Here is a 14659-nt window from a genome sequence, read left to right as displayed (position 1 = left end):
GAGCTGCCCGCCGTAGCTACTCGACGGTGACGCTCTTCGCGAGGTTCCGGGGCTTGTCGATCGAGCGGCCCAGCCCCTTGGCGGTGTAGTACGACACGAGCTGGAGCTGGACGTTCGCGAGCACCGCGGCCGCTTCGGGGCGGGTCTCGGGAATCTCCAGCACCTCGTCGGCGTATCGCTCTACGTCGCTTCGCCCGTCCGTGACGGCGACGACGGGCGCGTCGCGAGCTTCCACCTCTTTGACGTTGCCGACGGTCTTGCGAGCCTGCTCGCCGTCGCCGACGACGACCGCGAACACCGGGGTGTCGTCGGTCACCAGCGCGAGCGGGCCGTGTTTGAGTTCGCCCGCGGCGAACCCCTCCGCGTGCTTGTAGGTGATCTCTTTCATCTTCAGTGCACCCTCCAGCGCGACGGGGTACTGGTGTCCGCGGCCGACGAAGAAGTACGCCCCGGCGTCCTGGTACTGCTCGGCGACCGCGCTGGCACGTGAGTCGTCCAGCAGCGCCTGCACCTGTCCCGGCAGGTCACGCAGTCCGGCGATCGCCTCGCGGGGGCGGTCGACCGGCGCGGTCCCGAGCGCCAGGAGGTTCAGCGCCGCCAGCTGCGAGGCGAAGGTCTTGGAGGCGGCGACGCCGATCTCCGGGCCGGCTCTGATGTACAGTGCGTGATCGCACTCGCGTGCCGCGGTCGAGCCGACGGTGTTTGTCACGGCCATCGTGCGCGCTCCGCGGTGGCGGGCCTCCCGCAGCGCCGAGAGGGTGTCTGCGGTCTCGCCGCTCTGGGTGACGCCGACCACGAGGGCGTCGCCGATCGGCGGCGGTGCGGTCGCGTACTCGCTGGCGAGAAAGGTCTGAGCGGGGATGCCGGTCCGTCGGTACAGCTGTGCGCCGTACAGCGCGGCGTGATAGGAGGTCCCACAGGCCACGAACTGGACGCCGGTCGGCGAGAGGTCGCCGAGGTCCTCGATGTCGACGGCCGCTCCGAGTTCGTCGACGCGACCCCGGAGACACTGGCGGAGCGCTCGGGGCTGCTCGTGGATCTCCTTGAGCATGAAGTGGTCGTAGCCGCTCTTGCCGGTCTCTTCGGCGTCCCAGGCGACGGTGTCGATCTCCTTTTCCACGGGGGTCCCGTCGCCGTCGGTGACGGTCCAGCCCTCGGCGTCGAGACGCGCGAACTCGCCGTCGGCGAGGTAGACGACCCGGTCGGTGTAGTCCCGAAACGCGGGCACGTCGCTGGCGAGGTAGGTCGCTCGCGTCGCCCCACCGGTGGCCGTCGACTCGTCGTGTGGCTCGCTGCCCTCGTCGAGGCCGAGCACCAGCGGCGAGTCGTTGCGTGCGACGAAGACCGCCTCCGTGCCGGCGACGACCGCGGCGACGGCGTAGCTCCCCTCCAGGCGGTCGACGGCCCGCCGAAGCGCCGCCATCGGTTCCGCGCCGTCTGCCAGCGCGTCCTCGACGAGGTGTGGGATCACTTCGGTGTCGGTGTCGGAGGCGAACTCGTGGCCGTCGGCGACCAGTTCGTCCCGGATCGACTGGTAGTTCTCGATGATCCCGTTGTGGACGACCGCCACGTCGCCGGTGCAGTCCCCGTGTGGGTGTGCGTTGGCGTCGGTCGGCGGACCGTGGGTCGACCAGCGCGTGTGTCCGATCCCGACCGCGCCGTCGATCGTCGTCTCGTCGAGCAGCGCGCGCAGCTCGTCGATCTCGCCGGACCGCTTGGCGACCGAGACCGTGTCGTCGGCGAGCGCCACCCCGGCCGAATCGTAGCCGCGGTACTCCAGCTTCGAGAGCCCGTGGACCAGTACGTCGAGGGTCTCGTCGGCCCGGCCGACACAGCCGATGATCCCGCACATCAGCGGACCACCTCGGCGTCCTCGGCGACGTGGCCGAAGGCGTGAACGCCCGCGTGGAGGGTCGCAGACGGGCCGACCAGCGTCCCGGGCGACACCGAGACGTTCCCTCGGGTCGTCACGCGGTCGGCGAACACCGCACCGAGCGTCCGGTCTTCGAACACCTCGGTCCCGATCTGTACGTCCGCGGGACCGCCGGGGACGACCGTCTCGACGCCGAGTGTCACGTCCTGTCCAGCGACCGTATCGACCAGCGTCGCGCCCGCGTCGACGCGCGTGTCCGCGTCGAGCACCGACTGCTGGACCGTCGCGTTCGCGCCGACGGTGACGTTCGCTCCCAGCGCCGCGTCCGGTCCGAGCACGGTCCCCGCCGCGACCTCGCAGTCCGGACCGACCACGACCGGCGCTTGCAGCGTCGCGTCCTCGTGGACGTGCGCGGAGTCGGCGACCCAGACACTGTCCCGACGGTTCGACTCCGTGACCCGTCCGCGGGCGAGCACCTCGCGGGCGACCGTCAGCAGGTCCCAGGGATACGTCGCGTCGACCCACAGGCCGTCGGTCGTGACCGCGCGGACCCGATCGGAGTCGATCAGGCGTGCGATCGTGTCGGTCAGTGCCAGCTCGCCCTCTGCCCGTGGCGTGGCCTCGATCTCGTCGAAGATCGACTCGGGGAACGCGTAGATGCCGCCGTTGATCAGACGGTACTCGTCGGTCTCGGGCTTCTCGACGATCGAGTGGAGATCGCCGTCCCGCAGGTCGACGGCACCGTAGTGGCTGGCGTCCTGACGCTCCAAGACCGCCAGTGCCGGCGTCTCTGGGTCGGTGTCGAAGTGGTCGATCACGGAGCCGACCGTCTCGCCGTCGATGACGCGATCGCCGTTGACCACGAGGACGGGACCGGACACCGCGTCCCGGGCCTGCAGGAGGGCGTGGCCGCTGCCCAGCTGTTTGCCCTGTGTGACGTAGCGCAGAGGGACGCCCCGGTAGGACGGGCCGAAGTGGTCTTGCACGCGATCGCGCTTGTAGCCGACGACGACGACGATCCGGTCGAGACCGGCCTCGACGAGCGCGTCGAAGACGTATTCGAGAATCGGGCGGTTCCCCGCGGGCAACATCGGCTTGGGACGGTTGCGCGTCAGCGGGCGCAGTCGCGTTCCCTCACCGGCCGCCAGGACGACGGCGGTTCGTACGCTCATACGAAACTAATCATTCAGCGGACGTTTGAACGTTTTGCCCCCCCTACTGGCGTCGATCTTGCCGGCGGCGGCCGTAGGCAGCGCCTACCCGCAGTCTCGGTCGATCACTGCTCGCTGATGTTCTCCCCGGCGACGCGCCGTCCCTTCGTCGTCAACTGGACTTCGGTGCGCTCGCGGACCACGCTGATCACGTCGAGTTCGATCAGGCGATCGAAGATCTCCTCGCTTTGCTCGATGTCGATCCCGACGAAACTCGGGATGTCGAAGGGAGAGACCCCCGAGTGTAGCGCCATGATGACCCGCCGCTCCGTACTGGAGAGGTCGAGATCGGCCTGGTTTCGCTCGGCGCTCTCTTCGAGCATCACCTGCAGGACGGTCGCGTGAAACTCCTCGCCAGCGAGGTGGGTCTCGACGCTGATGCCCTCGTCCGTGTGTTCGACTTCGATGACGGTCCGTTCCTCGCCGGAAACGGTCTTGTCCTCGATGGTCAGCCCGCCGATGTCCGCCCGCTCGACCTCGACTGCCTGTCCGTCTGCCAGTGCGAGTCGCAGGGCCTCGTCGGTGACTTTCATCCGACCTTTCGTCCACTCGGTGTCCTGGACGACGCCGCCCTCGACGGCCGGGTGCTGGACGAGGATGATCTCGCCGTTCAGCGACGCCCGGTACAGATCCGTCTCGAAGGCCTCGTGTTCCCCCGCCGAGACCAGCACCACGTCTTCACCCATGTGGAGCGCGACGTAGTTCGAGACGCCGGCACTGGCCTGGTTGACGTCGTGTCGATCCGCGATCCGGTCGATCGACTGCAGCGAGATCTGTCGTTTCCCGTCCGAAATCAGGACCAGTCGCTGCGTCGTGAGCACGATCCGACAGGCCGTCCAGGAGGCGTCGTTGAGCTCGCGTCCCTCCTGGACCGCCTGCATGAACTGCCCGCGCGTGTCCGCGATCTTCTTCTCGGTGTCACTCATGCTGGTCCGGGGTCGTTACGGGCACGTTGCCCACTCTGGGGAATATAACTTCCGCCCCAGTTTTTGGACGGGAGAATTAGCCTCGGCCGTGTGGTCTACTGCTCGTTCATCGCCTCGCTGGCCATGTTGCGTCCCTGCGCGTTGAGGCTGACCTCGGTCCGAGTGCGCACCTCGTCGACCGCTCCCACGTCCAGTAGCTTCCGGTAGATCTCCTCGACCTCGTCGACGGGAATCCCGACGAAGTCAGACATCTCGAACGGCGAGACCCCGGAGTAAAGCGCCATCAACACCTGGCTCTCGATCTCGTCGAGCTCGTAGTCGCCCTCTCGCTCCTCGATGACGCGCTCGAACAGCGACTGCAGGGCCGTCGTGTGGTGGTCCATCCCCGAGAAGTACGTTTCGACGCTGCGGTCGCCCTCGTCGGTGTGCTCGATCTCTAGGATCGTTCGCGTCTCTCCCATGACCGCCTGTTCGCTCGTCTCGACGGTCCCCACGTCGTCGACTGCGAACGTCGTCTCCTCGCCGTCGGGAAACGCCAGCGTGATCACGTCGTCGTCGAGCTGGAATCTGGTCTTGCGCCAGGTCGCTTCGTCCTGAATCACGCCGCCGACGACGGCGGGGTGTTTCGTCAGGATGACCGTCGCGTGGAGTGTCGCACGGCAGTACTCCAGTTCGAAGTCGGAGACGTCGGCGGCGTCGAACAGCACGACGTTGTCGCCGATGCGCATCGGCGTCGCCCCCGCTGGATCGACCGACGCGGGCAGCGCCTCCTCGCCCACCACCTCGATGTTGCTGTGGGGCAGGGCCTGCTTGCCGGCGCTGTTGGCCAGCACGAGGCGCTTGTCGGTCATGACGAGCCGACACGAGCGCCACTGTGGGTCATCGACCGGCGTGCCGCCCTTGACGGCGTACATGTAGTCGCCCGCAGTGTCGACCAGCTTCTGTTCTTCGCTGCTCATCTCCTCGCTCGTCACGAACGTTGCGTTTACCGGTATATAAGTCCTTCAGGCCGACACCTTCCCTCGTCGCCGGTCGTGGCCGTCAGACCAGTAGCAGGCCACCGCCCAGCATCGCGAGTCCGCCGAAGCCGACACAGACTGCCCAGAAGGGAACGCGCCGGACGAGACTGACGAGCGCCCCGACCGTGAGGTAGCCAGCCACCGCACTCACCGCCAGCGCGGCCGCGGCGGCCGCCGGTGAGACGACCGGGACGCCGTCTCTGAGGACGACGATCGCGTTCGCGCCGAGGGCCGCCGGGATCGACAGCAGGAAGGAAAGTCGGAGCGACGACTCGCCCTCGTGGCCGCGCAACAGCAACGCGCTGACGGTCGTCCCCGACCGGGAGATTCCCGGAAGGATCGCGATTCCCTGCAACCCGCCCACCAGCACGGCGTCGAGCCAGTCGGGCGTCTCGCTCGTGCCCAGCGACACCCAGGCGGCGAACCGCTGGAGCAGTCCCGTCAGGACCAGCAGGCCCCCGACGAGGACGACGAACGCGCCGCCGGTCAGCTCCGAGACGACGGTCTCTAAGACCAGCAGAGCCGGCAGCCCGGTCACGCCCGTCGCCAGCGTCGCGAGGACGAGAAAGGAGAGGTCCGCCGTGTCGTCCTCGAACGCGGTCCGGGGGGACCACTCCCGCAGCGAAGCGAGCACCGTCCCGACTTCAGTCCGGTAGTACGCCAGCGCCGAGCACGCGGTGCCGGCGTGGACGAACAGCGCGAGCTGCGTCGCCACGGCCGGCGTCGAGCCGGTGAGCGCGGTGACGAGGATCGCCACGCTCCCCTCACTGGAGACGGGCAACCATTCGAGGACGCCCTGTGCCAGCCCGACGAGCGCGGCGACGACGGCGTCGTCGACGTTCATACCACATCCGCCACCCTCGCGATAATGAACGCACCGATCCACGGTGATCGACTTGCCCGTTCGATCGGCTCCGTCTCGTTGCCGACGAGCAAGTGACGGCCGAATGACGGGTAGTGGCGCGGACCGGAACGGTAAAGTCCGTTTCCACGTGTTACTAGACAGAGCTAGCCCGTCGGCTGCCGTCGCTCGTCTCTTGGCTCGCTCGCAGCGGGCCACTGCGGCCGCCGGCGGTCGCGACACGTCTCACCTATGCACTCCGAAACCGGCGTCTCGAACGTCGTCCTCGTCACGGTCGACTCGCTCCGTGCGGACGCCATCGGTCCGTACGACAGCGACCGCCACACACCCGTCATGGACGAACTCGCCCAGCGGGGGACGGTCTTCGAGCGCGCCTTCGCCAACGGAAACTGGACCCCCTTCTCGTTTCCCTCGATGTTGGCCTCCTCGCCGGTGTTCGCCGACGACGGCCAGATCGGCGTCTCGGACGTCGAGACGCTCGCTGAGACGCTCTCGGACGCGGGCTTCGACACCGGCGGTTTCAACGCCGCCAACGGATTCCTGACCGAACACTGGGGGTACGACGACGGCTTCGACGAGTTCGACTCCTTCGTCGCCAGCGTGGGCTCCAGCATCTACAGCCGCTATCTCGCGACCCATCCGACCGTGGAGGCCTGGCTCCAGCTGGCGACCTCGCCGTTTCGCCGCGCCCGCTCGTGGCTCTCGTCGGCGGACAGCCACCGTCCGTTCCTCGACACCTCGCGGATGTTCGACGTGGAACAGGGGGCGACCTCGTTCCTCGAATCGGCCTCTGAGCCGTTCTTCCTGTGGATCCACTACATGGACGCCCACACGCCGTACGTCCCGGCCCCGCGGTACATCCGGGAGGTGTCTGCCGACCGCTTCGGGACCCACCGGATGGTCCTGGCGCACCTCCACGCCGGGCTGGGCTGGGAGGTCGGCGACCGGACGCTTGGCAATCTCAGGACGCTCTATCAGAGCGCCGTCCGGCAGGTCGACGACAGCCTCGGACGAGTGCTCGACGCGCTGTCGGAACACGGCCACGACGACGACACCGCCGTCGTACTGGCCGGCGACCACGGCGAGGAGTTCCAGGACCACGGCCACCTCGCCCACTACCCGAAGCTGTACGACGAGCTGATCCGCGTGCCGCTGATCGTCGACGTACCGGGCGCAGAGAGTCGGCGCGTCGAGAGACAGGTCGGTCTCGACTCGCTCCCACCGACGGTGGCAGACCTCGCGGGCGTCTCCCCGCCAGCGGAGTGGCGCGGGGACTCGCTCGCCCCCGCCGTCCTCGACGGCGAGGAACCGGCCGACGAGCCGGTCGTCTCGGTCACGGTCCGGGGCGAGGACGTCACCGACCAGCCCATCCCGCGATCGCTCGACGACGGCGACCTCCTCGTCAGCGTCCGCGATCGCGACTGGAGTTACATCGAGAACGTCGACACCGGCGACCGGGAGCTGTACCACCGGCCCTCGGACCCCGGCCAACAGGACGACCGCTCCGACGGTCCCGACGCCGAGGCCAGGGCCGTAATCGAGGCGTTCGAGCCCCTCGTCGACGCCCACGCAGACCTGCTGCACGCGGCAGAGCAAAGCGAGGCCGACGACGAGATGGACGAGGATCTGGACGCCAGACTGGAGGCGCTCGGCTACAAGTAGATGGTCCGGAACCTGCTTCGCAACCTCCATAGCGGTCCGCTCGCCCTCCAGCTGCGGCGGTTCGTCGCCGTCGGGACCGTCGCGGCCGGCGTCCAGCAGGTGTTGCTGTGGATCTTCGTCACGTTCGGCGAACTGAACTACCTCGTCGGCGCGGCCATCGCCATCGAGATCACGATCATCTTCCAGTACGTCCTCAACAACGCCTGGACGTTCGAGGCGACGCAGAACACCGGTCGGCGCGAGTTCTTCGCCGGCTTGCTCAAGACGAACGTCGTCCGTGGCTCGGCGATCCCGATCCAACTCGGGATCCTCTACGCCCTCGTCGAGTGGGGCAGTCTGCTCTACCTGGTCGCCAACGGGATCGCTATCGTGATCAGCGGTGTCTATCGGTACGTCCTCGACGCCCGCTGGACGTGGGGGCAGGCGTAGCGAGCGTCCGAAACTGAATTACGCCGCGGCGACGACTCTCCGGCAATGACACTCCTCGACGACGCTCGGGCCGCCGTCGCGACCGGCCCGCTCTGTGACTCCTGTCTGGGCCGGCTGTTCGCCGAGCGGAGCTTCGGCCTGACGAACACCGAGCGCGGTCGGGCGCTGCGGACGACGATCGCGCTCGACGACGACGAGCCCTACGACCCGCCCGAAGACTGCTGGATCTGCGAGGGCGAGACCGCGCGGTTCGACGAACTGGCCGAGCGAGCCGCGGCCGCGGTCCAGGGCTACGAGTTCGCTACCTACCAGCTCGGCACTCGGGTGCCGCCGCTGCTGGAGGAGAACGACCAGCTGCTTCGAGAGGACGTGGGACTGGACGGCAGCGAGCCCGACGCCGACCACGACGACCGCGAGGCCTTCGCCGGCGAACAGCTCAAGACGGAGTTCAACCGCGAGGTCGGCCGCCGCGTCGGCGACCTGAGCGGTGGGGAAGTCGATTTCGAGCGCCCGGACGTACAGCTGACGATCGACCTCGCGACCGACGAGATCGACGTGCAGGTCAACTCCGCGTTCGTCTACGGACGCTACCGGAAGCTCGAACGGGACATCCCACAGACGAAGTGGCCCTGCAACGAGTGTGGCGCGACCGGGCTCAAGCGCGGCGCGGAGTGTTCGGGCTGTGACGGCACCGGCTATCGGTACCCCGAGAGCGTCGAGCAACTGTCCGCGCCGGTCGTCCTCGACGCGATGGACGGCGCGGAGGCGGTCTTTCACGGGGCCGGGCGCGAAGACGTTGACGCCCTGATGCTCGGGGGCGGTCGTCCGTTCGTCATCGAAATCAAGGAGCCACGACGGCGGGATGTCGACACCGACGCCCTCGAAGCGGAGGTCAACGACTTCGCCGACGGCAAGGTCGAGGTCGAGGGGCTCCGGCGCGCGACCCACGACATGGTCGCCCGCGTCAAGGAACACGAGGCCTCCAAGACCTACCGCATGGAGGTGGCGTTCGACGAGCCGATCGAGGAGGCGACGCTCGACGACGCCTTCGCAGCGATCGACGGCGCGACGATCGAACAGCGCACCCCCCAGCGCGTCGACCACCGTCGTGCCGACATCACCCGGACTCGCGACGTGTACGACATCTCGGGCGAACTCGACGACGCCCGCCACGCCGACATCGAGGTCCACGGGGCCGGCGGACTCTACGTGAAGGAACTGATCTCCGGCGACGAGGGCCGCACCCAGCCCAACCTCGCCGACGAGGTCGGCACCGGCGCGGTCGTGACGGCGCTGGACGTGCTCGACGTGGAAGGGGAAGCGGAGTCGTTCGAACAGCCGGAGTTCTTCGTCGACGGGTGAGTTCGCTCTGACCGCGGCCGACGTGCAACGCCGACGCGTCGCCCGGTAACACTGGTGTCAGCACGCACTCAAGTAGTTTCGACGCGTACCGGAAGACATGGCAGACGTATCGCCGACACCCGGCATCCACCACGTGACCTGCATCGCGGGCGATCCCCAGCGGAACCTCGATTTCTGGGTCGAGACGCTCGGACTCCGCCTCGTCAAGCGATCGATCAACCAGGACGACCCCGAGACGTACCACTTCTTCTTCGCTGACGCCGAGGGGACGCCCGGCACGAGTATGACCTTCTTCCCCTGGGAGAACCTCCGCCAGGGAAAGGTCGGCTCCGGGCAGGTCTCTCGGACGGCGTTTCGAGTCCCCGAGGGAAGCCTCGACTACTGGGAGGATCGCTTCGAGGAGTACGGCGTCGACTACGACGACCGCGTCGAGCGCTTCGGCGGCGAGGCGCAACGCGCCTCGGACAGCGCGAGCGGTGACGAACCGCGAGCGGAGACGGTCCTCCCCTTCCGGGACCCGGACGGGCTCCCGGTCGAACTCGTCGCCGTCGAGATCCCCGACGACGACCCGACGGTCCCTTGGACCGAGTTCGTCCCCGAGCGGGCGGCGATCCGGGGCTTTCACTCGGTGACGCTGTGGGTCGCCGATCCCCAGCCGACGATGGAGCTACTGGAGACGATGGGACTGGAACGGAGCGACACCGAAGCGGCCCAGGGCGACACGCCGGGCGACGAGCGGATCCGATTCGAGGCAGCGGGGACCGTCGGCCGGTACGTCGACGTGCTGCCGACGATCGAGAGCGGTCGCCAGGGCCACGGGACGGTCCACCACGTCGCCTTCCAGACGCCCACCGACGCGGACCAGGAGGCGATGCGCCAGGCCGTCCAGTCGGCCGGACTGCGCCCGACCGCCCAGATCGACCGTCACTGGTTCCGCTCAGTGTACTTCCGGGAGCACGCGGGGATCCTGTTCGAGTTGGCGACCAGCGGACCGGGGTACACCGACGACGAACCGCTCGACGACCTGGGCGGCCGTCTCGTCCTCCCCGGGGAGTTCGAGGACCGCCGCGAGGCGATCGAGGCCGCGTTGACCGACGTGACGGTCCCCCGCGGCGAGTCCGCCGCGGCGGAAGACTGATACGGGCGACACGGTCGTCGATCGTTTACGCTGTCATATATCGCAAACTGTTTTCTACTGGACGACCAAGCGCGGACGATGACAGCAGACCTCTTGACGCCCCTGGAGCTACGGGAGACGGAACTTCCGAATCGGCTGATGGTTTCCCCGATGTGTCAGTACTCCGTCGAAGATCGGGACGGGGTCGCGACGCCGTGGCACCTCGTCCACCTGGGTTCGCGGGCCGTCGGCGGTGCGGGCCTCGTGATGGCCGAAGCGACGGCCGTCGAACCCCGCGGTCGGATCACGCCCGAGGATCTCGGCATCTGGAGCGACGAACACGCCGCGGCGCTTCAAGAGACGACGGCGTTCGTCCGCTCGCAGGGCGCGGTGCCGGGCATCCAGTTGGCCCACGCCGGCCGCAAAGCCTCGAAGAGCCGTCCCTGGGAGGGTAGCGCCCCGCTCTCGCCCGACGAGGGCGGCTGGGAGGTCGTCGGCCCGACCGATCGACCGTGGCCCCACGACGACGAGCCCCCGGCGACCGATCGCCTCTCGGTCGACGAGATCGAGGGGATCGTCGACTCGTTCCGCGCGGCCGCCGAACGTGCCCGTGACGCGGGGTTCCTCGTCGCGGAGGTCCACGCGGCCCACGGCTACCTCCTCCACGAGTTCCTCTCGCCGGTCACCAACGACCGGACCGACGAGTACGGCGGGAACTTCGAGAACCGCGCTCGGATCGTCCGAGAGGTAACGCGAGCGGTCAGATCGGTCTGGCCCGACGACCGCCCGGTGTTCGTCCGGCTCTCCGGGACGGACTGGCTCCCCGACCGCGAGTCGTGGACGGTCGAGCAGTCGGCCCGCCTCGCGGACGCACTCGCCGACGACGGCGCGGACCTGATCGACGTCTCCAGCGGCGGCATCGTCCCCGAATCGGCTCCCGACTGGGTGGGGCCGAACTTCCAGCTCTCGCTGGCCGAACACGTCCGCGAGAACAGTTCCGGCGTCGCCGTCGGGACCGTCGGCGGGATCACGACGGCCCAGCAGGCCGACGCGATCGTCCGCAACGACCGGGCGGATCTGGCTATCGTCGGCCGGGAGTTCCTCCGGAACCCCTACTTCGGTCTCCACGCCGCCCGCGAACTCGGCGCTGGCGACCGCAACGAACCGCCGGCACAGTACCAGCGGGCGTTCCAGTAGCGAGGCCGCTGGCCTATAGTAGCCATTGAAAATCAATGCACACCCGATCGCACGACCGCAGTGCGATCGGTGTGTAAATCGTTTCATACGGTTTATTGTAGTTGCTTACCGGTGATCGTCGCCACGGAGTAGACGATCACCGGTAAATCGCTACAATAATCCGTATCAATTGTTACTATAGTCGCCGGGGGTCGCCACCGGGGTCTGGGCTCGCCGCGCCCGGACGCTCATCCCGACGAAGACGACCGTCGCGAAGCCGAGGAACCCCGCGGCGGCGAGAAACGCCGCTTCGGGCGAGACGAGCTCTTTGATCGCGCCGATCAGGACCGGACCCGTCACCTGCCCGACCTTCCAGGAGATCGAGCGCAGGGAGAAACTGGAGGCGACGGCGTCGTAGGCCTCGGCCTCCTCGACGAACAGCGCCATGCTCGCCGGCAGGCGGAGACTGTCGGCGAGCCCCAGGATCGAGAACGCGCCAAAGAGGGCGAAGAAGGCACCGCCCAGCGCCTGAGTGCCGCCGAAGGCCGTGAATTCGATCGGCGTCACGGTCCCCTCGAAGTAGGCCGCCAGCGGAATCAGCGCGGTCCCGACGCCGTACAGCCCGGCACCGACGGCGACGAAGTAGTGGTGGCGACCGAGTCGGTCGGTCAGGTCACCGACGTACCCCTGTGTGATCGCCTTCGTCAGCTTCCCGCCGGCCATGATCCACCCGATGGCGAACGCGGAGATGCCGAAGCTCGTCCGGGCGTAGATCGGGAGGAAGATGATGACCGCCATCTTCCCGACACTGAACGTGACACGGAAGACGACGAGCGCGCGCAGCATCCGCCGGCCCAGCAGCTGGCGGAAGGTCTCGATGCCGCCGGCCTCGTCGGGATCTTTCCGACCGCCGGGGTTGTCCCGGAGGTACAGGAACACGAGCGCGAAGGCCACGAGCGTGACCCCGGCGAGGACGGCGTAAGTGAGCGTGAAGCCGTAGGCAAAGAGGAGGTACCCGCCCACGAGGTCGCCCGCCAGCGACGAGATCGAGCCGAACTGATTGTACGCGCCGAGCCACTGGCCCCGCTCGCCGTCGGGGCTGATCTCGCCGACGATCGTCGAGCCGGTGATCCACAGGAGCGACGCACCCAGCCCCTGGACCATCCGGATCAGGACGATGTGGATCGCGTTCTCGACGAAGACGAACCCCGCGAACACGACGATATTGAGGAGAAAGCCGACGAGCAGGTACCGCTTCGAGTCGCCCAGGTCGATGCGTCGACCCAGCGGCAAGACGACGAGCAACTGGACGAGCGCGAACCCGGTTCCGAACAGCCCCTCGACGGTCCCGGTCGTGCCGAACAGGTCGGCGTACAGCGCGAGGGCGATGATGATCGTCGAGTACGCCTGGCTCCTCGCGAACGCGGTCCCGGCGAGCGCGGCGAACTCCCGGTCGCGCAACAGCCCGATCGAACCGCCGACATCGACCACTACGGAATCACCGTGTTTCGACTGAGGACGGTTCTCGCCGAAAAGTCACTCGGTACCGGAAGTGCGCTTTCAGGCCCGAGTCGACTAATTTCACTGCCACTGGCGGAAACAAATGCGAGCGACCGCACGACAGCAGTGCGGTCGGCGTGCCGACCACCGCCGGTCGGACAGAGGTCAACTACTATGACAGTGGCCGGCGAACCGTCGACTATGGACCTGAGTCAGTACTACGACGAGGCCGAACCGGTGGCGATGCTGGCGATCGGATTCGTCCTGTTTGTCATCCCCGAACCGGCGACCTCGACGCTCGGCGTCGGTCTGATGTTGCTGGGCGGAGCGTGGTGGTTCTACGAGTGGCAGCGGTGACTCGCCGACACGGAGCGTCGTCGCCTCCGGCGAGCGCCCGACCGGGATAGACGCTCATCGAAACGGCACACCCGTCCGTACGAGACGGTCCGCTGTGACCGCTTTCTCCGTCGATCATCTGCCAGCGTATGCTCGGTCAGAGGACGATCGACGATACGCCGGAGTGACCCCCTGATTTGAAGGAGTGTGGACTGCCATCAATTATCATGGGCATGGACGACGAGGCCGCTCTCGTGTCGGACCTCGGATCGATCGTCGGCGACGCGCTGCGAGTCGTCGCCTGGTACGACGAGGACAGGTACGAACTGCTGTACGTCCGGGAAGACCTCACTGAGCACACGCAGGCCGTTTCCGACGCGGTCTACGAGAACCTCGTTCTCGAAGGCATCGCCAAGGAGTATCTGGAGGATCTCTTCGGGGCTGGAGAGCTCTACTGTACGATCCACGAGTTCGAGGAGCTTCGTGCTCACCACTTCGTTACGGGCCAGTTCGAGGGGTTCTTGGTCGGGGTCGACTCCGGGGGGAGGGTCGAGAGCAGGGCGGTCAAGGAGGCGGTCCACGATCACGTCGAGGGCTGACCGCGGCGTCGACTATCCCGTCGGCTCGACGGCGAGTCGCCGGCTCCCGCCACGCGGTCGAGGAACGTGGAGCCGTTCCGGGACGCGTATACGACAGCCGGTCGACACCGCCGGTATGAGCGACGATCACACGCTCGTTCGTCCCGGTCTGCCGTCGACGGTCTGTCAGATCTGTGCGGACCCGCTCGGTCGCGACGACCAGTGGGTCCTCCAGAGCTACGGCGACAGACGGACGGCCAGCCTCGACCCGCCGGTCGCCGGCATCTGTCCAGACTGTCAGCCGGCCGTCGCCGAACTGCTCGACGACTGGGCGTCCGTTCCCGAGCCGCCGGTCGACGCCGATTCCATCACCGCCGGATACGCGCGCGTCGCCGAGGACTGTAGCTTCTGTGGCGATCCCCTCTCGGAGCCGCCCGTCGGCGTCGAGTGGTACCGCGCCGGCACCGATCACGCGACGCCGCCGGTCGACCGGCACCACTACGCGCTCTGTGGACACTGTACCGGCGTCTTCGAGACGTTCCTGCAGACTCTCGGAGAGTAGCTGCGTCGAGGAGTGGTCCACCGTCAGCCGCCGCGGTGGCCCCTCT

Annotated in this window: 14 protein-coding genes; 8 read left to right on the top strand and 6 right to left on the bottom strand. The window is 67.8% G+C overall.

What is annotated here, in order from left to right; genetic code table 11:
* Positions 1–16: 16 nt before the first annotated feature.
* The 5 genes from glmS to HALKA_RS0109195 form a co-directional block, all read right to left on the bottom strand.
* Positions 17–1852, bottom strand: coding sequence for a glutamine--fructose-6-phosphate transaminase (isomerizing) (glmS, locus tag HALKA_RS0109215; protein ID WP_018257710.1), 1836 nt, complete (start codon positions 1850–1852; stop codon positions 17–19).
* Positions 1852–3045, bottom strand: a complete 1194-nt coding sequence (locus tag HALKA_RS0109210; RefSeq protein ID WP_018257709.1) for a sugar phosphate nucleotidyltransferase — start codon at positions 3043–3045, stop codon at positions 1852–1854. The genes glmS and HALKA_RS0109210 overlap by 1 nt, the downstream gene beginning before the upstream one ends.
* A 104-nt stretch (positions 3046–3149) precedes the next feature.
* The gene (locus HALKA_RS0109205) at positions 3150–4010 is read right to left on the bottom strand and encodes a CheF family chemotaxis protein (protein WP_018257708.1); all 861 of its coding nucleotides are present in this window, start codon (positions 4008–4010) and stop codon (positions 3150–3152) included.
* 95 nt (positions 4011–4105) lie between these two features.
* A complete protein-coding gene (locus HALKA_RS0109200) occupies positions 4106–4969 on the bottom strand; it encodes a CheF family chemotaxis protein (RefSeq protein WP_026190244.1) in 864 nt (287 codons plus the stop codon).
* An 82-nt stretch (positions 4970–5051) separates the two neighbouring features.
* Complete coding sequence (locus HALKA_RS0109195) at positions 5052–5873, bottom strand: undecaprenyl-diphosphate phosphatase (RefSeq protein WP_018257706.1); 822 nt, start codon at positions 5871–5873, stop codon at positions 5052–5054.
* A gap of 249 nt (positions 5874–6122) precedes the next feature.
* Here HALKA_RS0109195 and HALKA_RS0109190 point away from each other — a divergent pair, with 249 nt between their 5' ends.
* The 5 genes from HALKA_RS0109190 (at position 6123) to HALKA_RS0109170 (ending at position 11658) form a co-directional block, all read left to right on the top strand.
* A complete protein-coding gene (locus HALKA_RS0109190; RefSeq protein WP_018257705.1) occupies positions 6123–7553 on the top strand; it encodes a sulfatase in 1431 nt (476 codons plus the stop codon).
* On the top strand, positions 7554–7982 hold the full coding sequence (locus HALKA_RS0109185) for a GtrA family protein (protein ID WP_018257704.1): 429 nt from the start codon (positions 7554–7556) through the stop codon (positions 7980–7982).
* Between the two features lie 45 nt (positions 7983–8027).
* Positions 8028–9344, top strand: coding sequence for a tRNA pseudouridine(54/55) synthase Pus10 (locus tag HALKA_RS0109180; protein WP_018257703.1), 1317 nt, complete (start codon positions 8028–8030; stop codon positions 9342–9344).
* A 97-nt stretch (positions 9345–9441) separates the two neighbouring features.
* Positions 9442–10482, top strand: coding sequence for a VOC family protein (locus HALKA_RS0109175; protein WP_018257702.1), 1041 nt, complete (start codon positions 9442–9444; stop codon positions 10480–10482).
* Between the two features lie 78 nt (positions 10483–10560).
* On the top strand, positions 10561–11658 hold the full coding sequence (locus HALKA_RS0109170) for an NADH:flavin oxidoreductase/NADH oxidase (protein WP_018257701.1): 1098 nt from the start codon (positions 10561–10563) through the stop codon (positions 11656–11658).
* Positions 11659–11823: 165 nt separating this feature from the next.
* Here HALKA_RS0109170 and HALKA_RS0109165 read toward each other — a convergent pair whose 3' ends face one another.
* The gene (locus tag HALKA_RS0109165; RefSeq protein WP_018257700.1) at positions 11824–13128 is read right to left on the bottom strand and encodes an MFS transporter; all 1305 of its coding nucleotides are present in this window, start codon (positions 13126–13128) and stop codon (positions 11824–11826) included.
* Between the two features lie 210 nt (positions 13129–13338).
* Here HALKA_RS0109165 and HALKA_RS21370 point away from each other — a divergent pair, with 210 nt between their 5' ends.
* The 3 genes from HALKA_RS21370 (at position 13339) to HALKA_RS0109150 (ending at position 14613) form a co-directional block, all read left to right on the top strand.
* Entirely contained in the window at positions 13339–13494 is a 156-nt protein-coding gene (locus tag HALKA_RS21370; protein ID WP_018257699.1) for a hypothetical protein, read from the top strand.
* A gap of 206 nt (positions 13495–13700) precedes the next feature.
* Positions 13701–14072, top strand: a complete 372-nt coding sequence (locus HALKA_RS0109155; protein ID WP_018257698.1) for a DUF7522 family protein — start codon at positions 13701–13703, stop codon at positions 14070–14072.
* A 115-nt stretch (positions 14073–14187) separates the two neighbouring features.
* Complete coding sequence (locus tag HALKA_RS0109150; RefSeq protein WP_018257697.1) at positions 14188–14613, top strand: hypothetical protein; 426 nt, start codon at positions 14188–14190, stop codon at positions 14611–14613.
* Positions 14614–14659 lie beyond the last annotated feature (46 nt).

Source organism: Halomicrobium katesii DSM 19301 (assembly GCF_000379085.1).
Taxonomy (GTDB): domain Archaea; phylum Halobacteriota; class Halobacteria; order Halobacteriales; family Haloarculaceae; genus Halomicrobium; species Halomicrobium katesii.
The sequence above is the reverse complement of the archived record's forward strand: the minus strand, read 5'-3'. Positions and strand labels throughout refer to the sequence as shown.

Coding starts and splice junctions, on each gene's coding strand:
- glmS (WP_018257710.1), bottom strand. CDS start 1,852: ATGTGCGGGATCATCGGCTGTGTCGGCCGGGCCGACGAGACCCTCGAC.
- HALKA_RS0109210 (WP_018257709.1), bottom strand. CDS start 3,045: ATGAGCGTACGAACCGCCGTCGTCCTGGCGGCCGGTGAGGGAACGCGA.
- HALKA_RS0109205 (WP_018257708.1), bottom strand. CDS start 4,010: ATGAGTGACACCGAGAAGAAGATCGCGGACACGCGCGGGCAGTTCATG.
- HALKA_RS0109200 (WP_026190244.1), bottom strand. CDS start 4,969: ATGAGCAGCGAAGAACAGAAGCTGGTCGACACTGCGGGCGACTACATG.
- HALKA_RS0109195 (WP_018257706.1), bottom strand. CDS start 5,873: ATGAACGTCGACGACGCCGTCGTCGCCGCGCTCGTCGGGCTGGCACAG.
- HALKA_RS0109190 (WP_018257705.1), top strand. CDS start 6,123: ATGCACTCCGAAACCGGCGTCTCGAACGTCGTCCTCGTCACGGTCGAC.
- HALKA_RS0109185 (WP_018257704.1), top strand. CDS start 7,554: ATGGTCCGGAACCTGCTTCGCAACCTCCATAGCGGTCCGCTCGCCCTC.
- HALKA_RS0109180 (WP_018257703.1), top strand. CDS start 8,028: ATGACACTCCTCGACGACGCTCGGGCCGCCGTCGCGACCGGCCCGCTC.
- HALKA_RS0109175 (WP_018257702.1), top strand. CDS start 9,442: ATGGCAGACGTATCGCCGACACCCGGCATCCACCACGTGACCTGCATC.
- HALKA_RS0109170 (WP_018257701.1), top strand. CDS start 10,561: ATGACAGCAGACCTCTTGACGCCCCTGGAGCTACGGGAGACGGAACTT.
- HALKA_RS21370 (WP_018257699.1), top strand. CDS start 13,339: ATGGACCTGAGTCAGTACTACGACGAGGCCGAACCGGTGGCGATGCTG.
- HALKA_RS0109155 (WP_018257698.1), top strand. CDS start 13,701: ATGGGCATGGACGACGAGGCCGCTCTCGTGTCGGACCTCGGATCGATC.
- HALKA_RS0109150 (WP_018257697.1), top strand. CDS start 14,188: ATGAGCGACGATCACACGCTCGTTCGTCCCGGTCTGCCGTCGACGGTC.